Annotated in this window: 17 protein-coding genes; 1 reads left to right on the forward strand and 16 read right to left on the reverse strand. The window is 37.5% G+C overall.

All coding sequences use genetic code 11. The annotated features are described in order from the left end of the window. Positions 1 to 5: 5 nt before the first annotated feature. From ACUN8G_RS06530 to rplM, 11 genes are all read right to left on the reverse strand, one after another. Positions 6 to 881, reverse strand: coding sequence for a YicC/YloC family endoribonuclease (locus tag ACUN8G_RS06530; RefSeq protein ID WP_437347670.1), 876 nt, complete (start codon positions 879 to 881; stop codon positions 6 to 8). A 366-nt stretch (positions 882 to 1247) separates the two neighbouring features. Further along, positions 1248 to 3419 carry an Ig-like domain-containing protein gene (locus ACUN8G_RS06535; RefSeq protein ID WP_437347669.1) on the reverse strand — a complete coding sequence of 724 codons (2172 nt, stop codon included), beginning with the start codon at positions 3417 to 3419 and terminating at the stop codon, positions 1248 to 1250. A 140-nt stretch (positions 3420 to 3559) separates the two neighbouring features. Next, the gene (locus tag ACUN8G_RS06540) at positions 3560 to 5680 is read right to left on the reverse strand and encodes a BamA/OMP85 family outer membrane protein (protein ID WP_437347668.1); all 2121 of its coding nucleotides are present in this window, start codon (positions 5678 to 5680) and stop codon (positions 3560 to 3562) included. Positions 5681 to 5688: 8 nt separating this feature from the next. After that, positions 5689 to 6234, reverse strand: coding sequence for a L,D-transpeptidase family protein (locus ACUN8G_RS06545; RefSeq protein WP_445480917.1), 546 nt, complete (start codon positions 6232 to 6234; stop codon positions 5689 to 5691). Between the two features lie 132 nt (positions 6235 to 6366). Then, a complete protein-coding gene (pta, locus tag ACUN8G_RS06550) occupies positions 6367 to 8619 on the reverse strand; it encodes a phosphate acetyltransferase (RefSeq protein WP_437347666.1) in 2253 nt (750 codons plus the stop codon). 158 nt (positions 8620 to 8777) lie between these two features. Next, entirely contained in the window at positions 8778 to 9338 is a 561-nt protein-coding gene (gene frr / locus ACUN8G_RS06555; RefSeq protein ID WP_437347665.1) for a ribosome recycling factor, read from the reverse strand. Positions 9339 to 9362: 24 nt separating this feature from the next. Further along, entirely contained in the window at positions 9363 to 10082 is a 720-nt protein-coding gene (pyrH, locus tag ACUN8G_RS06560; RefSeq protein WP_437347664.1) for a UMP kinase, read from the reverse strand. A gap of 81 nt (positions 10083 to 10163) precedes the next feature. Next, on the reverse strand, positions 10164 to 11033 hold the full coding sequence (gene tsf, locus ACUN8G_RS06565) for a translation elongation factor Ts (protein WP_437347663.1): 870 nt from the start codon (positions 11031 to 11033) through the stop codon (positions 10164 to 10166). Between the two features lie 60 nt (positions 11034 to 11093). Continuing rightward, positions 11094 to 12005 carry a 30S ribosomal protein S2 gene (gene rpsB / locus ACUN8G_RS06570; RefSeq protein WP_437347662.1) on the reverse strand — a complete coding sequence of 304 codons (912 nt, stop codon included), beginning with the start codon at positions 12003 to 12005 and terminating at the stop codon, positions 11094 to 11096. Between the two features lie 116 nt (positions 12006 to 12121). Further along, positions 12122 to 12508, reverse strand: a complete 387-nt coding sequence (rpsI, locus tag ACUN8G_RS06575) for a 30S ribosomal protein S9 (RefSeq protein ID WP_437347661.1) — start codon at positions 12506 to 12508, stop codon at positions 12122 to 12124. Between the two features lie 12 nt (positions 12509 to 12520). Further along, a complete protein-coding gene (gene rplM / locus ACUN8G_RS06580) occupies positions 12521 to 12961 on the reverse strand; it encodes a 50S ribosomal protein L13 (RefSeq protein WP_437347660.1) in 441 nt (146 codons plus the stop codon). Between the two features lie 258 nt (positions 12962 to 13219). On the opposite strand from rplM, the gene ACUN8G_RS06585 reads away from it, so the two are divergent. Next, positions 13220 to 14266, forward strand: a complete 1047-nt coding sequence (locus ACUN8G_RS06585) for a 1,9-bis(guanidino)-5-aza-nonane synthase (protein WP_437347659.1) — start codon at positions 13220 to 13222, stop codon at positions 14264 to 14266. Positions 14267 to 14378: 112 nt separating this feature from the next. Here ACUN8G_RS06585 and ACUN8G_RS06590 read toward each other — a convergent pair whose 3' ends face one another. Genes ACUN8G_RS06590 through ACUN8G_RS06610 form a run of 5 tightly spaced genes read right to left on the reverse strand, consistent with a single transcriptional unit; the run spans position 14379 to position 19448 of the window. Next, on the reverse strand, positions 14379 to 14834 hold the full coding sequence (locus tag ACUN8G_RS06590; RefSeq protein WP_437347658.1) for a NanQ anomerase/TabA/YiaL family protein: 456 nt from the start codon (positions 14832 to 14834) through the stop codon (positions 14379 to 14381). A gap of 26 nt (positions 14835 to 14860) precedes the next feature. Then, entirely contained in the window at positions 14861 to 15397 is a 537-nt protein-coding gene (locus ACUN8G_RS06595) for an outer membrane protein (RefSeq protein ID WP_437347657.1), read from the reverse strand. Between the two features lie 10 nt (positions 15398 to 15407). Next, positions 15408 to 17270 carry a CocE/NonD family hydrolase gene (locus ACUN8G_RS06600; protein ID WP_437347656.1) on the reverse strand — a complete coding sequence of 621 codons (1863 nt, stop codon included), beginning with the start codon at positions 17268 to 17270 and terminating at the stop codon, positions 15408 to 15410. Between the two features lie 16 nt (positions 17271 to 17286). Beyond that, a complete protein-coding gene (locus ACUN8G_RS06605; RefSeq protein WP_437347655.1) occupies positions 17287 to 18021 on the reverse strand; it encodes a nucleotidyltransferase family protein in 735 nt (244 codons plus the stop codon). After that, a complete protein-coding gene (locus ACUN8G_RS06610; protein ID WP_437347654.1) occupies positions 18021 to 19448 on the reverse strand; it encodes a RapZ C-terminal domain-containing protein in 1428 nt (475 codons plus the stop codon). Before ACUN8G_RS06610 ends, ACUN8G_RS06605 begins: the two co-directional genes overlap by 1 nt. Between the last annotated feature and the right edge of the window lie 8 nt (positions 19449 to 19456).

Genomic DNA, 19456 nt, shown 5'->3' on the forward strand with positions numbered 1-19456 from the left:
TTATCTCACTCAATGTTTTGAATTTGTTCTCTTATCTTTTCAATTTCTTCTTTTATTTCGATACCTAAGTGCGATATATGTTCGGAAATCGATTTACTGTTTATAGTATTTGCTTCACGATTCATTTCCTGAAGAATAAAATTGAGCTTTCTGCCCGCATCGTCTGTATTTTTCATTGTATCGAGAAATAATTTAAGATGGCTTCTGAGTCGAATGCACTCTTCAGTAATATCGTATCTTTCGGATATTATCGCAAGTTCATTAATTAATCTTTGCTGGTCATCAACCAATTCACTTACCAGTTGAGCCGCTTTTTCCTTAAACTTTTCGTAATACTCTTTGAGATAAAACTCTTTACTTTTTTCTATTTTCGTTAAAGATTCATCAATCTTATTTATTCTAAGAAGAATGTCCTTTTCTAATTCCTTGCCTTCTGCACATTTCATTTTATTCATTTCTTCAATTGCTGCTTCAATTGAAGCAAGAACAAATTTCATTTCCTCTTCAATTTGGTCATTACTTCCGTCGAAAAAGGCATCCTGAAATACAAACAGATCCGTCAATTTGATTTCATCTTTAAGACCTAATGTGTCTTTTATTTTTAATAATACTTTATATGCATCCCTAACTGCTTCTGTATTTAATTCGCCATATTTATCTTCCAGACCGTCTTTTTTCAGAGAAATGCTCAAATAAACTTTCCCTCGTTTAATACTTTTTTTAATTTTTTCACGTATTTCGAATTCTTTACTCGAGAGTGCTTTGGGCAGCTTTACCGATAAGTCAAGAAACCTGCTATTCAGACTTTTTATCTCGGTTTCAATAGTATAATTTCCGAAATGGGTTTCATTTTTCCCGTATCCGGTCATACTAACGAGCATTTAAAATCTCCGAAAAAATTGACTCTAAATTTAGATAAAAATTGGCTCTTTACAAAATAACGGAGCCTGTTCTGAAGTATAGACCTCTTCATTTACAGTTTTGCAAATCAGACAGGTTCTCTAATGAGTGTTAAGTTAGAAACAATTATTAGCAGATTTAGTCGCAGATAAATTTAATTGCAAGCAACTCGGTTGCAGTTATTTACGAGTTATATTATCCAGTTTGTAAATTCAAAAATATCTTTTATTAATTTATCTTCATTAAATTCATTCCTGAGATAGCTAAATCGGTTCCCTCAATATCAAGTTGATTTAATAAGTCAGGAACCGATTTTTTTTATTTAAGAAGAAAGTGCAAAAAATATTTTACTTCATCAAAAGCATAGTTTTTACATCACTCCAGTACTCAGTTTCTATTCTGTAAAAATAGATACCGCTTGTAAGTCCGGTGCCATCAAATTCGACTGTATAGTTACCAGGAGTTTTAATTTCATTTACCAATTTTTTTACTGTCCTCCCGAGTAGATCGTATACTGTTATTTCTACTTTTGAAGTTTTCGATATTTTGTAAATTATTTTTGTTGAAGGATTAAAAGGATTTGGATAGTTTTGAAGAAGAGCAAACTCTGATGGAATTTTAGCAGTCGTATTGATATCTGTTGCAACATCGCGAGGCACTGCGAGATAATCCACCTGCATCCATCCCCACGACATTCTCATTTCCACTTTATTTTCCCCTTCTTTAAGGTGTACCATAAGAGGAAATTCCTTCCACTCAGAAGTACTGCCTGTAAATTCGTATTGGGTAACAAGCTCGTCATTTACATATATAAACTGGCTTTTCGGTGTATCGTAAGCCAGTCGTGCAGCGAAACGAATTTCGTAGTCGCCTTCCTGAAGGTAATTCACGAATGTCCAGATAATTTTTGCATTCGTGTTGTTTGTTTTAATATCGACGTACGCAAATCCACTGGCGTTCGGATCGCTGACGATATTCATACCAGAACCGAAGCGTTGTGCTCTCTCGGCTTCGATGCGAATAAACGGTGGTTCTCCTACAGTAATTGCAACCGGTTCCGATTCTCTTTTCAATCCTTTGTTGTCGGTTGCCACAGCGGTTAATTTATAATTGTTCGGGGCAATATTTGTCCATACGATTTTATAAGGAGCTTGATTTACTTCGCCTATTTTAATTGTATCGTTAGCAAAAAATTCCACTTTTACCACTTCGCCGTCTGGGTCACTCGCATCGGCTTCGATAGTTACATCTGAACCTTCTTCGAAAACGGTTTTATCCAATGGAGAAATAATTTTTATCAATGGCCAATCGCCACTTATTCCATTCAGGTCAACTTCTGCTTTATAAGAATCCCATAAAGATTTGATGCCTGCAAGAATTTGTTCTGGCTTTGTGACCTGATTGTCTGTCCACGACCAGGCAAGCGCACCAGCATAGCCGTTAAAAAAAAGTGTTTTATAGAGGTCAGCTGTTGCCACACCTAAAGTATTTTTCATATGAAACTCGGCAACGACCAGCGGCTTGGACAATCCCCACTTCGACACTGAATTATGAAAAGGCGAAACTGATGTACCTTCTCCGTGATCATAGTAGTGAACGGAATAAAAATCGAGAGTACCGTCGGGGTCGCCACCAGCTTCGATTAATCTTTCGTCACTGTAATAATTATAATTCATAACGCTTGAAATTCGATTGAGATAGTCGGCCATCTCTTCAGAAGTCAACGACAAATTATGAGAAGAGTTAAATTCATTTGTAATTTCATTTAATCGATTTTCTGGTAATTGTCTATAATCGATTTTAACCATTTTTGCCGTAGGTACGTCAGTTAGAGCTTTTATATGCCACGTTCCATTTGTTACTTGTGTAGTCGAATCGGTTCTGTGAATTGCTCCCGCGCAAAGATTAACAAATCTCTGGATTGCAGACATTGGTACATGGTCAATTTCAGACCATCCAAATTCGTTACTCATTCCCTCCGGCTCGTTAAAAATTTCCCAGGCAATAATTGCAGGATGACCTTTTAATGAGTCAACCATCGGAATCAATGCATTTGAAATATAAGCTTTAGTATAAGTTGTATCAGTGAGTAGCATTTTATTTCTATTGACAACTGAAGTGCCATTATTAATACGCAGCATATCGAAAGACCAGAGGCAAAGTATTACCCCGATTTCATGTTCCCACGCGATATCCAGAGCCTGTTTTAAATCCTCAATAGTTCCATTACCAGGTCCTACGACAAATCCATTTTGATCAAACTCCGGCGTATTTGTGCCATTTGTATGGATCCACCATCTAAGAGCGTTTCCACCGTTATCGTGAAGTTTCAGCAGTATATTACCAAATGTTTTGAAATCTGTCTCACCCGGCCCTACGTCGTTTGCAAAATTGAGCCAGGCTAAATTTGTCCCATTTAAAAACAAACTTTGATTATTGTATTGAATTCTGTTTGATTGCGGAAATATTGTTGCATGAAAATAAATTAAAACCGACAATATCATAGACCAACTTTTCATCTATTTCCTCTGTTTTAGTTTACTTTACACAATAACATATAAAGTGCCAACAAAAAGCAACTGCATATTTTAGAAAAAAAATGAAGATAGGAGTGGAATTGATCATGAGGGAATTATCATTTTAATAAATATTATTAATATCAGAAAGCTTCGCCAATGCCAATATGAAATTGTAATAATTCATTCCATAATTGTTTATGGAAGAAATTGCGTTTGTCGTACGGGTCATAAATTTTAAAACCAAAGTCGATTCTTAAAGGAGCAAATTCGGAATAGTAGCGGAATCCAAAACCTGCGGCAACTGCAAGGCGATCGAATCGAAAATCTGCAGCACCGTTTAATGTATTTCCGAAATCAATAAATGCGACACCGCCAAAATCTCCGATTATTCTGTTCCTGGTTTCAAGAGAACCTTCCAGTAGAAAAAATCCTCCCGAAGGAGCTCCTTTTGCCAAAATGGCTTCTAAATCTTCAAACGTTAGTTGATTTAATTTTTCAAAAGGCAATAAAATTTGTGGCGGCACCAATTGCCTTGTACTCCACCCCCTGATCGAATTACTTCCTCCAGAATAAAAACGCTGGTTAATCGAAATGCCTGCTTTATCTCCATAATAATTAAAAATGTTGCCCGCTTTGAATTTAATTCCAAGTGAATTTCCAGGGGAATTATAGACAGGTATAAAAAAAGTTGAAGTTAAAGATGTCTTAAAGAAAAGAGGTCTGTCGAAACTACTCCCGAAAGTGCGACTAATTAAATATGGTATCGAATTGCCTTCTTCAAGGAGGAGGCTGAGAGTATATCCTTCGGTCGGGAAAAAAATATCGTTAGTTTGATTTGTACCGAATGAAACGCCAATTAATGCGTTCGTACCGGTGCGCACCAATTCGCCGCCTAAAGCATTGTAGATATAGAATTCTGAAAGCGAATCTGCTTCTTCCTTAGAATAATTGAGTCGTTGATAGTCCAGGCTCAGGAGGTTTATTAAATAGACGTCTTTGTATTTATACTCCGCCCTTTCTATATTCAAATATGCATTCAACGAATTGAAATAGGTATACTGGGGCAATTCAAAATCGAAACTCAGCTTTGCGCCGTAAATAAAAGAATTATATTCCTCTTTTCTTTTCTGAGTTGTAAAGTAAGTTTCGTATTTAGTATTTATCGGCTTTCCAAATAGAAAAGGTTGCTCGATAACAATACGCGTGTCGAAATAACCAAAAATGGAAGAGTCCGCAAAGGTAGGATGTTTTATTAATTCCGTAAAGTTCTGTGCCGCAGCTGACGAGGACACCGTAAACTTTCGAGCATCACCGAGAAAATTTTTCTTTGTAAAGCTGAGTCCCAGACCCATATTGAACGTGTTATCCTCGTTGTTCATAATTAGTTCGGGAGAGAGTTCATTTAATTTTCCCACATCGGCGCTGATAACCAGCGGCACATAATTATTCGAAGTATCTGAAATTACACTGTTAATTATTGCAGAGGTAAAAAGGTCGGTTCTGTAAAGTCGGACCTGTCCTCTTTGAATTTGATAGTTGCTGTAATATTCGCCCGGTTTAATTCCAACGATCTGTCTTAAAAGTTCATCGGTTATGTTATCCTCACCTACGCTTGTTATAGAAGTACGCACTTCACTAATACGGTATCTATCGCCAGGTGAAAAAGTAATATTTGCTACGACCTCGTCTTTGACAGTATCAACAAGTATTTCTGGCGGCTCATAAGAAGCCAGCATATAACCGTTATCCCTTAAAAAGCCAATGACATAATTTTTATTATTCTCAATTATATCATCTTTATAAACGCGACCCGTATCTTTTGCTACACGATTAAATAACATCTCTCTGAACGATTCAGGTATTGATTCCAGACCCTTGAGATTAAGTTCTTTTATAATTGCAGGTTCAGATTCTCTTATATAGTAATTTAGTATAATTTCACCATCAGAAATTTGATAATCGTACGATACACTTACCTTGAAAAAACCATTGGAATGATAATAGTCCTTAATTGAATTCAGATCGGCAGCAATAAGCGAAGAATCGAAATAGACGGGCGATTTGCCGAAATTGGAAATGGAATTCAGGAATTGCGATAACCAACCCGGGGTTTCTCTTGAAATTATCACCTGTCTTAATTCCCCTTCTGAGATCGAATTATTTCCTTCAAAATTAATTTTGGCGAGCTCGTATTTCTCTTCCTGCGCATTAATGGTTGGTACCAAAAAAATCAGATTTAGTATGATAATTAATATTTTCACTTTTACCGTTAATGAATAATAGTTACAGGAGTACCGATTTTAACTACATTGCAGAGTTCGTCGATGTCTCTGTTGCTTACGGCGGCCGAGCCATTCGTCCAGTTAAAAGCAAAAGGGAGATTTCTAAAAATATAATCGTATTTACCGATTCCATGTATACCGATATCTGAACCTAATGGAGTATCGCACGGCGGACAAATTTTTTTCTCGGAAGCTTCAATAATTCTGGCACAATCTGTTTCATCGATATATCCTCTTCGAAGAGCTTCTGTTGCGTCGTGTGCATTGGGATAATTAATATGAATAAATTTATGATATCGATGCACAGTATCGATGCCACAAACAAAATACTTCCCAGTAGGTGTAATTAGATCGTGTGCAGATGTTTTAATGCTTCCGTTATTCTGTCCAAACACCACTTTATAATTTTTTATTAATTCATTTTCCGAATATAATTCCAGTCTATAATTTTTTCTGTCTATTAATATCGAGACATTACCTAAACTTTTCACTCCTTTACGGGACATAATACTATCAAGACTCTCTTGCTTCATATTCAAAAACATCCCATAGAGAACAAGTCCCAAAAAAAATACTACAATACTAGCTGATATATAAAAAATATTTCGTAACATCGATTAATATTAAGGTGATAAAAGGAGCGGTATAAAACCGCTCCGCGCTGTTTATTTTTTATTTTCTGCTTCGACAGCTGCAATAGCCGTCATATTGATTATGTCTCTGACAGTATCTCCTCTTTGTAAGACATGAACGGGTTTTTTCATACCCATCAAAATCGGGCCTATAACTGTGGCGTCTGTAAGCCGTTGTAATAATTTATAAGAAATATTGCCCGCATCGAGGTTCGGGAATATCAGCACATTAGCGCCTCCTTTCAAAGCGCTGAAAGGAAATTCTGATTCGAGACGTTCTGGCACTACAGCCGTATCTGCCTGCATTTCGCCGTCGATTATTAAATCCGGTCTTCTCTCTTTAACTATACGAACCGCTTCGGCAACTTTGCGTGATTGCGGACTCGGAGCACTCCCAAAATTACTAAAAGATAACATGGCAATTTTCGGCACGATATCGAATACCTTCACGGTTTCTGCGGCACTAATTGCAATTTCTGCAAGTTGCTCTGCAGTAGGATCCACATTGACGGTAGTATCGGCAAAGAAATAGATTTTTCTTTTAATAATCACTATATACATCCCTGAAACAATCTTAAATCCCTCTTTAACACCAATACATTGAAGAGCAGGTCGAATAGTTTGTGGATAGTGAGAAGTTAATCCACTCAGAAGTGCGTCGGCATCGCCCTTCTCGACCATCATTGCTCCGAAATAATTAGGTTGTTTCATCATTTGTCTGGCGTCTCGTGGCGTAATTCCTTTACGTTGACGTTTTCGATAGAAAGCTTCAGCGTATATATTGAGTTTGTCTGATTTTTCGGGATTAATTATTTCGAATATTTTCTCATCGTATTCGAGTTCTTTTATTTTATTTTTTATTATCGTATCATCTCCCAGTAGAACCGGCAATCCGATATTTTCTTCATAAATTGAGTGTGCAGCACGAATAATTTTTTCTTCCTCACCTTCGGCATAGACAATTTTCTTAGGACTCTTCCTTGCTTTATGATGCATAACTCTTACTATTTCAGTAGAAAATCCAAGCCTTTCTTGCAGTTGTTCTTTGTAGACTTCAAAATCTTCGATCGGCTTGCGAGCTACTCCTGTATCCATTGCTGCTTTTGCAACTGCAGGAGCCACATACCATAAAACGCGAGGATCGAAAGGCTTGGGAATAATATACTCGGGACCGAATGAAAATTCCTTTCCGCCATAAGCGTGCAGTACGACTTCAGGTACTTTTTCTTTTGCTAATTTAGCTAGAGCATTAACTGCAGCCATTTTCATTTCCTGATTAATTTTACGCGCTCTTACATCGAGAGCTCCCCTGAAGATAAATGGAAATCCCAGTACATTATTAACCTGATTTGGATAGTCGCTTCTTCCAGTTGCCATTATAATATCACTTCTTGCATCAATTGCATCTTCATAAGTAATCTCGGGGTCTGGATTTGCCATGGCAAGCACAATTGGATTCTTTGCCATCGACCGTACCATCTCTTTGCTAACTATATTTCCTTTCGAAAGTCCAATAAAAACATCTGCGCCTTTCATTGCATCGGCAAGATCTTTGTAAACGACATCTTGTGCAAACTGCTCCTTGTATTTATTTAAGTCGTTTCTTTTCTTATTAATGTGGCCCTTGGAATCGAACATCGAGATATTTTCAATTGTAACGCCTGCGGCAACATACATATTGCAACATGCAATTGCCGAAGCTCCCGCCCCTGATACAACAATTTTCAGATCTTTCAATTCCTTTCCTGCTATTTCGCAGGCATTAATTAATGCAGCACACGATATTATTGCCGTACCGTGTTGATCATCGTGAAATACCGGAATATTCATTGTACGGATTAATTCTTCTTCGATTTCAAAACATTCAGGCGCTTTAATGTCCTCAAGATTAATTCCGCCAAACGTTGGTTCGAGCAATTGTACAGCTCTTATAATTTCTTTTGGATCTTTAGTATTAAGTTCGATATCGAAAACGTCGATATCAGCAAATCTTTTGAATAATACTCCTTTCCCTTCCATTACTGGTTTACCGGCATGTGGACCAATATCACCTAATCCCAGAACTGCGGTGCCATTCGATACAACAGCCACGAGGTTTCCTTTTGCAGTGTAATTGTAAACGTCGTCGTCGTTGCGGGCTATTTCCCTACACGGCTCGGCAACGCCAGGGGTATAAGCAAGCGATAATTCACGTGCAGTATAACACGGTTTTGTAGGTACAACTTCGATCTTGCCTTTTCTGCCCTCGCTATGATAACGAAGAGCTTCTTCTTTAAGGGTTGACATAAATACCTCAAAAAATTTGTTTGATTTTTTTATTTGTATACTAAAATATGGATTATAGTTATAATCTGCTCGGAGTTTTGACGGTTTTAATTGAGGAAATGTTTAAAGTGAGGAATAAGGTTGCCCCATTAAAATTTTTGAGGCAACCAGTAATTTCATTAAACCTTCATAATTTCTTCTTCTTTATGCTTAATCATTTCGTCGACTCGGGCTATATGTTCGTCGGTAACTTTCTGTACCTCTTTTTCGAGATCTTTTAATTGGTCTTCCGTAATTTCTTTATTCTTTTCCATTTTTTTGAGATGGTCGTTTGCATCGCGTCTTATATTGCGGAGGGCAATTTTTGCATCCTCACCAAATTTTTTTACAAGTTTGACCAATTCTTTTCTTCTCTCCTCGGTTAGAGGTGGAATAGGAACCTTAATATTCGTTCCGTCATTTATGGGATTCAAACCGAGATCCGCAGTCATTATTGCTTTTTCAATTGCTCCAATGACGGATTTATCCCAGGGCGTAATCGAAAGTGTATGAGCATCTAAGACAGTAACGTTTGCAACTTGATTTAGCGGCGACATTGAACCGTAATATTCAATTTTAATTCCGTCAAGGAGTGCAGTTGTAGCTTTACCTGTTCGAATTTTAGCTATCTCGTTTCTAAATGCTTCTAAGCTTTTATCCATTCTGTTTTTGGCATCTTTAATAACAGTATTTGTAGTCATAACAGCCCCGTTTTTATTTTACGATTAATAATTTCCTACTGAGGTGCCTATTTGCTCACCTGTAATAATCTTATAAAGATTATCAGCCTTGTCCATATTAAAGACAATGATGGGTAAATTATTTTCCCTGCACAAACTAATTGCAGTAAGGTCCATTACTCTTAGATTATTCTGTAAAACATCCATGTAAGAGATTTTATCGAACATACTGGCGTTTGGATTCTTTTCTGGATCGGAATCGAAAACCCCGTCGACTCGTGTGCCTTTAAAGATTGCATCGGCTTCAATTTCAACTGCACGAAGAGTTGCAGCAGTATCAGTGCTAAAATAAGGATGCCCTGTGCCAGCTCCAAAAATTACGATTCTCCCTTTTTCGAGATGCCTGATTGCGCGTCGTCTTATGTATGGTTCTGCAATTTCTTCCATTTTTATCGCACTCATCAAACGCGTAAAGACACCCTTTTTTTCGAGTGTATTCTGAAGAGCCAGGGAGTTTATTATAGTTGCAAGCATTCCCATCTGGTCGCCCGTGACACGATCAATTCCCTGCGACGAGGCATTTAAACCTCGATAAATATTTCCACCTCCGATTACCAGTCCGATCTGTACACCGAGGTTGTGCACTTTGATTATTTCGTCTGCAAAATAATTAAGTACCTGGGGATCGATCCCGTATGACTGATCGCCCATTAGAGATTCGCCGCTGAGTTTGAGTAGAATTCTTTTGTATTTCAATTCCGCCATCAAAAACTCGAATTAATTTTAAGGGGTAAGTCAATATAAAAAAAAAGGTCTTATTTGGAAATAAGACCTTTTCTTACACGATTATTTTTTTTCGTCGCTCGTATGGTACCTTCTAAAGGTTTTTAATTTTACCTGGGCACCGTTAGCTTTGTTGAATTCATCAATTAAAGCACCTACTTTTTTCGTATTGTCTTTAACAAAGACCTGTTCAACAAGGCAATTTTCTTCGAAAAATTTATTCAGTTTACCTGTAGCAATTTTTTCGAGCACCTGTTCAGGTTTTCCTTCTTTACGTGCAACTTCCTTATAAATTTCGAGTTCTTTTTCGATCAGTCCTTTGTCTACTTCTTCACGATAGATAGTCAGCGGTTTCATAGCAGCAATCTGCATTGCAATATCTTTCAGAATTACTGCAAGTTCGTCTTTCTTGTCATGTGGTGCATATTCGGCAGCAAGCAATACACCCAATTTAGAGCCATGATGTACATAATCAACAATCAAGCCATTTTCAACATTGACAATATCAAACCTAGAAATTTCGATTTTTTCGCCGATTTTACCGGTAATCTCATTTAGAGCATCCTTGAGAGTGTTACCGTTAATCGACAGATTCAAAAGCATTTCTACATTTTCCGGTTTGTGTTTGAGCAATAGTTCAAGAGCAGTTTCTGCGAATTTAACAAAGTCATCACTTTTGGCAACAAAATCTGTTTCGCAATTAACTTCAAGAATTGCAGCCGATTTACCGTTATCAAATACTTTTGTAAGAATCAAACCTTCGCTTGCGGTTCTTTCTGCTCGTTTAGCGGCAACAGCGGCTCCTTTTTTACGCAATATTTCGATTGCTTTTTCAAAATCGCCGTTGGATTCTTCAAGAGCCTTTTTGCAATCGAGCATACCGGCGCCTGTCTTTTCTCTTAACTCTTTAACTTGTGCAGCACTTATAGCCATTATAAACATTCCTCCATATTTACATTTAACACAAAAGATCGACCTGAAAAAGGTCGAGTATTAATTTTGGGTTCCTTCGCTTGGTGGTTCTTCTGCTTTCTCTTCTTTGGAGTTATCCTCATTCTGAGTATCAGAAGTTTTTCTTGTATCGGATTTCTTCTCGCTTTTATTATCGAATTTTACTTTCCTGATGCGTGGTTTTTTCGGCTTCTCTTCTTTTTCTTCCTCTGTTTCGGTTACTTTCTTTTCTCTTTCTTTTTCGGCGACTTCGTGAGCTTTTAGTTCTTTTGCTTTTGCATTGCCTTCAATAACTGCATCTGCAATTGCCCTGGTTATAATCTCGATAGCCCGAGAAGCGTCGTCGTTTGCAGGAATTACATAATCGATCGGGTCAGGATCACAATTTGTATCGACAATTGCAAAAACCGGGATATTGAGTCTGTTTGCTTCTTTTACTGCTATCTCTTCTTTTTTAATATCAACAATAAAGAGAGCACCGGGCAGTCGTGTCATCATTTCAACGCCGTCAAGAACTTTACGGAGCTTGTCACGCTCGCGTGTTAATTTCAGACGCTCTTTCTTGGTAATTTTGTCAAATGTGCCATCGCTTTCCATTTTATCGATATTTTGAAGGCGTTTAACACTCTTGCGAATTGTAGAAAAGTTTGTGAGCATACCGCCCAACCATCTCTCGCTGACCCAGTTTGAATCGCATCTTTTAGCTTCTTCTGCAATTATTCCTTTTGCTTGTTTTTTCGTACCTACAAAAAGAACCTTTTTACCTTGCGATACAAGCTCAAGCATGGCCTGTTTGGCTTGTTCAATTGCTTCCTGAGTTTTTTTCAAGTCGATAATATGAATCCCGTTCTTCTCCATGAAGATGTAGGGTTTCATTTTGGGATTCCAGCGGCGGGTTAAGTGTCCGAAATGGGCACCAGCTTCAATTAATTCGTTAAGACCTATCTTAGACATAATGATTCTCCTGTTTTTCTTCTACTCTCATCTTTCCTTTTTGTGTGGAAAGTTTGCTCTTCATCCCGATACGTGCGGGACACAGGAAGCAAAACGAGAGTATGAATGTTAATAAATTATCTCTTAGAAAATTGAAATCTTTTACGAGCTTTTTTCTGACCGTATTTCTTGCGCTCGACCATTCTGGGGTCTCTTTTGAGAAGACCTTCGGCTTTTAGTAACGACCTAAAATTGGGATTAATGGCTTCAAGAGCGCGAGCAATTCCTAATCGGATTGCTTCGGATTGTCCCGAAATGCCACCTCCGTTAGTATTAACAAAAACGTCGTATCTACCGAGCGTTTCAGTTACAACAAACGGCAGGAGGATATTGTCTCTGTGTACTTTTTGTGGGAAATAGTTTTCAAATTCCCTGTCGTTTACCGTTACTTTACCGGAGCCGCTTCTCAGAAATACTCTGGCAACTGAATTTTTTCTGCGTCCAACGAATATTTTATCTGCCATCAAATCTCTCCACTATAAACTTATTACTTCTGGTTTTTGTGCTTTGTGAGGATGCTCTTCGCCGGCATAAACTTTTAATTTTCTAAATAGTTTTCTGCCCAATCGGTTTTTCGGAAGCATTCCTTTAACTGCTAACTCAATAACATATTCCGGTTTTTTGGCAAGTAAATCAGAAAAGCTTGTTATTTTGACACCGCCTGGATATAACGAGTGATGGAAATATGTTTTGAGTTGCTCCCTTTTACCGGTTACCTTGATCTTATCGGCATTAATAACAATCACAAAATCGCCAGTATCAGTATTAGGTGTAAATATTGGCTTGTGCTTACCGCGGATAATACTTGCAACTCGGGCTGCCAATCTACCCAGCACCTGGTCTTTGGCATCGATTAAGTACCATTTTTTGTCAGCATCCTCGGATTTAATAAATTTTGTAATTTTCTCCTGCTTCAAAATATCCTCCAAACATAAAATGCTATTTTTCAAAGGTTTCAAATATATTTCTATATTCTAAGAATGTCAAGAAAGGTCAGTTGAAATTTTCAGTTCTGGCATGCTTTCCTTAATGATTGGCTTGATTCTATCCGATTTTGACCTGTTTTATGGATAACGGGGGAAGGGAATTTACCTTGTTTCCGTACATTTTTCATATTTAATCGAGAAAATTATTTATTATATTTCCGCTTCGAATTTAAAAAGGAAAGGGAAATAATGAGACAGAAAAAAGATTATTTAAAGGAAATAATCAAACACATTGATATCAAACAACATAATGTAGTACCATTAGTAGATGCAATGTCATCGATGGCATTCAGCGCCCGCGACTTAAATCGTGCAGCGAAAATTTACGAAAAGATGCTTTCTGATAAGGAGTGCACTGTAATCTTGACGCTTGCAGGTAGTTTATTCAGCGCTGGTCTAAAGAAAGTGGTTTACGACCTGGTCACAAACAACATGGTGGATGTAATCGTTTCGACTGGAGCAATAATGGTAGACCAGGACTTTTTCGAGGCGCTTGGCTTCAAGCATTATATCGGTTCACCTTACGTCGACGACAACGAATTACGAGAACTCCATATCGACAGAATCTACGATACATTCATCGACGAAGACGAACTCAGAATATGCGACGATACAACGGCCAAAATTTTCGATAGTCTTGAACCACGTCCTTATTCGTCGAGGGAATTACTGTGGCATTTCGGAAAATATTTAGATGAGATTGGTGGACCCAAAGTAGACGACAGTGTAGTCTATGCGGCTTACAAAAACAACGTGCCAATTTTCGTACCTGCATTTTCGGATTGTTCTGCTGGTTTTGGAATAGTAATGCATCAACATAATAACCCAGAAAGACATGTTTCCTTCGATTCGGGAAAAGATTTTTATGAATTGACCCAGATTAAATTAAATAGCAAAGAAACTGGAATTTTTATGGTCGGCGGTGGAGTACCAAAAAACTTTACGCAGGATATCGTTGTCGCTGCAGATATTCTTACGGAAAATGCTCCGATGCATAAATATGCAATCCAAATTACAGTTGCCGATGTACGCGACGGAGCTCTTTCGAGTTCGACTCTCAAAGAGGCAAGCTCGTGGGGCAAAGTTGAAACTACCTACGAACAAATGGTTTATTCGGAAGCTACTCTTGCCATGCCGCTGATTGCTGGTTACGCTTACCACAAAGGCATCTGGAAAAACAGAGAAAAAAAAGAATTGCAGAAGTTATTCCTCAAAGACAATGTATCGGTCAAATAAATAAGATTGCAAAAGGGGCTATCTAAAAGCAAAGAGCTCGAATAATTACTCATGAAAATTGGTAAAATTAGTGTTCTCTTTAAAGAGATAACTTTTAGATAGCCCGTTTTTTTTAATCATTCACTTTTACTTTTATCACAACTTTTTTAACCGGAGTTGAAAGATTTACAGCTATACCCGGCATATGAATGTCTGTAGGGAAAAAGATAGCAAAGCAACCACTTTCGAGAATCAAAAACTCACCCTCTCCTTTAAGAAACATAATATCTTTATCTGGATTGTATTCTTCTGTAACAATCATTTTGGTTGGGAAAGAAAATCCAATTTTTTCCTTTCCTGATACTATAAATTGTATATCTGCGTATTTTTTATGCGCTTCCCATTTACCTGCTGTTCGAGGTTTGGTGTCATAATTTTGAACTATCGCAAAAACATTTTCACCATCGATTTCATATTTTCCTTCGCCAATATTTTCCAGGTCGTTGTTTTTTAAAAATTCAAATGCTTTTCGAAAATTCTCTCCCAGTGGGTAATAGTATTCTGCGTGCTTAATTTGATCGAGTATCATATTCCTCCCGTTTTAGTAATATCGGATCAGAGTTCGAAAAGAACTCCAGCGGTTATAATATAAAAATTATTTTTAAATTCGTTAATACCAGGCAGTCGATCGAGCTTCAAATCGAGGAAGACATATCTAATATCACCTGTAAGGATCAAATTTCCCACGCCCAATTCGGCGCCAAGACCGATATGATAACCGAATTCACTCTTAGTTTCGTCTTTGAGCCCCAATAAATTAAATTCTTCGGCAAAATCGATTTTAGTATTGTACCAGCCGGCTCCAACCGTACCATACAAAAGTGGAAAGAAATAGAGCATACCGCTAACCATTACAGGATACATAGTTGTTTTCAAAGTTCCGCCTTCGTATTCTTCTGTACGGTAATTAATAGAGGCTTCGAGAGCTAGTGAGCGAGCAAGATAAAATCTGCCAGCGGCTCCAAGCATAATTGCTCCATCTGCGTCTTCCGACTTGTGATAACCAAGCTGCGGTCCAATTGCAATTGTCTGAGCATTGACTCCGGATGCTATAACAACGGCAAAAAATAGTACGACCAATTTTCGTAGCATAGTGCCTCCGTTATTTATTTGTAAGAAATTTAATATGCGAAGGATATTGACTATTGAAATATACTCTGTGGACCGCTTTATGAAAATCTTCTTCAGACGCTTTATAAATGTCGACGAATTTTTGAGGATTTCGATCGAAAAATGGGAAAAAGCTACTCTGAATTTGTATCATTATTCTATGACCTTTTAAGAACGTATGGTCAATATCATTCAAGCGGAATTTAATATTTGTTATTTGATTGGGGACAAAGGGTTCAGGTTTCTCGTAGCTGTTTCTAAATTTCCCTCTCATTATTTCATAACGTATAAGCCGCTGATAGCCTCCGTATTCCACTTCTGAATTATTCATGTCTTCTTCGTTGTATGGGTAGACATCTATTACTTTTACAACCCAGTCAGCATCTGTGCCGCTTGTCGAAACGTAAATATTGACGTCGATTGGTCCTGAAATTGTGTAGTCTTCTTCGAGTGGAGCGGTTGAATATGAGAGTACATCGGGGCGTGCGTCTGCAAATCTCTGATCTTCACTCATATAAGTTCTATTATACATCCTGCGCGAATCATAGAATGTGGCGGTATAAGGGACTGGATTATCAGGATCACTAATAAATTCATCATAGCGAACATCTGAGTAAACCGGCTTTTCCCATAACAAAGTACCGTTTTCTCCAAGATGCAGTTCGCCAATTATTGATTCTTTCGGTGGAAATTCTTTATACCTTATCCATCTATTGCTTCCAGTTCTATAAGTTAATACTTCTGGTAATTCAATTTTACCTTCGCCTTTTAAATAATAATTAAAGAATGGAAATATTATCGAATCGTTATAGTATTTACTTGTACTATCCGGGAAGATGAAATCGCCAAACGAATTTCCGTCAGAGCGTGCCCATGCGCCGTGACTCCATGGCCCCATTACAAGGCGACAATCATTCGAAGAATTTTTTTCTTCGATGGAGCGATAAATATTTACTGGACCATATAAATCTTCGGAATCGTACCAGCCTCCAACAATTAAAACAGCCGGCTTAGTATTATTAAAGTGGGGCAAATTGTTGCGTGCTTTCCAGAATTCATCATAGGTACCATGCTCCATTATCTGATTCCAGAAAGGCAAGGCTTCGTGGAAATATTTTTGATTTATATTCTTCAAGGGACCTAAATTAAGAAAGAACGTGTACATATCTGGAGAATCGTACGGTTCGATTGTTTTCCATTCAGTAGTAAGAGAATCTCTTGGCTGGTCAAATGATTTAAAGAAATTAAACGACATTGAGAGTGAAAATGCGCCGTTGTGATGCATGTCGTCGCCGATGAACCAATCCGCAATAGGAGCTTGGGGAGATACAGCTTTCAAAGCTGGGTGGGAATCAATAAGGCTCATTGCAGCATAAAATCCTGGATATGAAATTCCCCAGATTCCTACTCTGCCGTTATTGTGCTTTATATTATTTATTAACCATTCAATAGTGTCGTAAGTATCTGTGGTTTCATCAACATCATTATTACTTTTTTTATGCGGGATATACGGACGCATATTTACAAATTCGCCCTCGCTCATAAATTTTCCACGAACATCTTGAAAAACAAATATATATCCATCTTTAGCAAATGCTTCGTTAGGTCCAAGCGAATTCGGATAGTTATCCTCTCCATAAGGTGCTGCCCTGTAAGGTGTGCGCACCATAAGAATTGGATATTTTTTCGAAGTGTCTTTAGGCGTGTAAACTGCTGTAAACAATTTAACCCCATCGCGCATCGGTATTTGATATTCTTTTTTTGTATAGTGTTCTTTAATCCAATCTTTACCCTGCGCAGCAATAAAGTTACAACTGTAAATAACAAGCAATAAAATGAGAGTGAGTCTCTTCATAATATAATCTCGATTTTTATAAATATTGTTCTGCTTTTCTCAAATTGTCAATTTTGCCCAAATCTATGAAAAGAGAATCGGTGTATTCAATATAGCTAATTTTATTTTTTTCAGATAAATTTTTTTGTGATGCAAGTTCCAGATAAAATTCAACCAGCGAGAAGACCTCCCTTTCGGGGAAATAATGAAATACCTCAGGCTGGATAATTTGTATACCGCAGAAAGCAAGGCGCTCGATATTTCCTTCATACTCACGCACTATTTTTGTTTCACCTGTCTTTTCATTCATCCAGCCACATAAGTTTTTCTTTTCGTCGAAAAGAAAATACCTTAACGATTTTCTTTTTTGCACTGCAAGAGTGATTAAATTACCATTCTCGATGTGAAGTCGATAAAATGCTTTAAGATTAATGTCGGAAAGAACATCGACGTTGTGAACCATGACAGGATTTTTACCAGTGAAAAGAGGGGCAGCTTTTTTCAAACCACCACCCGTATCGAGCAATTTACTTGATTCGTCGGAAATTATAATTTCTATTCCGTAATTCTTTTTCGAATTGAGAAAGTTTATTATTTGTTCTGCAAAATGGTGTACATTAATAACAATTCGCCTAAAGCCAGCGTCGATCAATTTCTGAATAATAATTTCAAGGAGAGGCGTTCCTTTAATGCTAACGAGTGCTTTCGGCTTTGTGTCTGTAATCGGGCGCAGTCTCGTACCGAGTCCAGCAGAAAGGATAAACGCTTCCATTATGAAGTTAGCCCTGTATGTTGAAGTATAACTTTTACATTATATTTTTCTTTGAGATGGCGGGCAAGATTCTCTGCACAAAATACAGAGCGGTGCTGACCGCCGGTACAACCGTAACAAACCATCAAATCGCGCCAGCCACGTTCGAGGTAACTCTCCACGACCTGATCTACCATGCTAATCGATTCGTTGAGAAATTTAATTGCAGCTGGCTGAGCTTTCAAAAATTCTGCAACCTTTTTATTACGACCCGTCAGGTGTTTATACTTTTCAATTTTGCCTGGATTCGGTATGGCTCTGCAATCGAATACAAAACCTCCACCGTTACCGCTTATGTCGTTTGGTATTTTATTTCTGTAAGAGAAACTGTATACACGCACAATTAAACGTTTGTGGTTTGGATTCCACTTATAAACATCGAGTTTCTTATTGTGTGTTATTTCGTTGAGAACCCGAAATAATTCAGGAATTTTACGAGAGATTTTAATTTTATTGAGAATCGATTCGAGGTTCTTAACAGCATAAGGGATGCTCTGTAAAAAGTGAGCTTTGCCCTCAAATAGCCCGCGATTACCATACGCTCCGAACATCTGTATAAGTCTTAAAAGCACGATCTCATAATAATATTTCATGAAATCCGTGTGCCTGACTTTATGGAATTTACTCACGATGTTCAGATAATGGTTTAATAATTCCATCCTCAGTTCGTCACTCAGATCAGCTTTCGAATCGTATAGAAAAGAAGCAATGTCGTATTGTAAAGGACCCCGTCTACCTCCTTGATAATCGATGAAATAGAGGTCGTTGTTCTTTACCAAGATATTGCGCGAATTAAAGTCCCTGTACATGAAATGATTGCCGTCTGCCTTAGATAGATATTCAATAAATTTGTTAAAATCTTTTTCGAGTTTATCTTCGTCAAATGGAATACCGCTTGGCTTCAGAAAATAATATTTGAAATAATTCAGGTCCCATTTCATCGACAATTCGTCGAACGATTTGCGGGGGTAACATTTTCGGAAATCAATTTTTCCCATAGTATCTAACTGAAACCTTGAGAGTTCTTCTAAAGCTTTCTTATATAAATTGACAATATCGGCAGGAAGAATTTTACCTTTTCTTTTTTTTCTTAATAAAGAAAACAAGGTTACGTCGCCAAGGTCTTCCAAAAGATAACATTTATTAATGTGATCAATAGAATAAATTTCAGGTACATTTAGACCGAGCTTTTTAAATATGCCAGTCAAATAAAAAAAGGCATCATTTTCCAGAGTATCTTCGTTATAAGCGCCAATTACAGTATTATTTCCTGAGTGCAGTCTGTAATATTTTCTTGCTGAACCGGAAGGCGGCAAGGGAGAAATTTTCACAAGTTTCACTTTGAATTCTTTTCGATATAACTCTTTCAATATTTTTTCTATAATCATAATTAATC

Source organism: Melioribacter sulfuriphilus, from assembly GCF_052656625.1.

Coding starts and splice junctions, on each gene's coding strand:
- ACUN8G_RS06600 (WP_437347656.1), bottom strand. CDS start 17,270: ATGAAGAGACTCACTCTCATTTTATTGCTTGTTATTTACAGTTGTAAC.
- rpsB (WP_437347662.1), bottom strand. CDS start 12,005: ATGTCTAAGATAGGTCTTAACGAATTAATTGAAGCTGGTGCCCATTTC.
- ACUN8G_RS06605 (WP_437347655.1), bottom strand. CDS start 18,021: ATGGAAGCGTTTATCCTTTCTGCTGGACTCGGTACGAGACTGCGCCCG.
- ACUN8G_RS06595 (WP_437347657.1), bottom strand. CDS start 15,397: ATGCTACGAAAATTGGTCGTACTATTTTTTGCCGTTGTTATAGCATCC.
- ACUN8G_RS06530 (WP_437347670.1), bottom strand. CDS start 881: ATGCTCGTTAGTATGACCGGATACGGGAAAAATGAAACCCATTTCGGA.
- rpsI (WP_437347661.1), bottom strand. CDS start 12,508: ATGGCAGATAAAATATTCGTTGGACGCAGAAAAAATTCAGTTGCCAGA.
- ACUN8G_RS06545 (WP_445480917.1), bottom strand. CDS start 6,234: ATGAAGCAAGAGAGTCTTGATAGTATTATGTCCCGTAAAGGAGTGAAA.
- ACUN8G_RS06535 (WP_437347669.1), bottom strand. CDS start 3,419: ATGAAAAGTTGGTCTATGATATTGTCGGTTTTAATTTATTTTCATGCA.
- pta (WP_437347666.1), bottom strand. CDS start 8,619: ATGTCAACCCTTAAAGAAGAAGCTCTTCGTTATCATAGCGAGGGCAGA.
- tsf (WP_437347663.1), bottom strand. CDS start 11,033: ATGGCTATAAGTGCTGCACAAGTTAAAGAGTTAAGAGAAAAGACAGGC.
- pyrH (WP_437347664.1), bottom strand. CDS start 10,082: ATGGCGGAATTGAAATACAAAAGAATTCTACTCAAACTCAGCGGCGAA.
- ACUN8G_RS06610 (WP_437347654.1), bottom strand. CDS start 19,448: ATGATTATAGAAAAAATATTGAAAGAGTTATATCGAAAAGAATTCAAA.
- ACUN8G_RS06590 (WP_437347658.1), bottom strand. CDS start 14,834: ATGATACTCGATCAAATTAAGCACGCAGAATACTATTACCCACTGGGA.
- frr (WP_437347665.1), bottom strand. CDS start 9,338: ATGACTACAAATACTGTTATTAAAGATGCCAAAAACAGAATGGATAAA.
- ACUN8G_RS06585 (WP_437347659.1), top strand. CDS start 13,220: ATGAGACAGAAAAAAGATTATTTAAAGGAAATAATCAAACACATTGAT.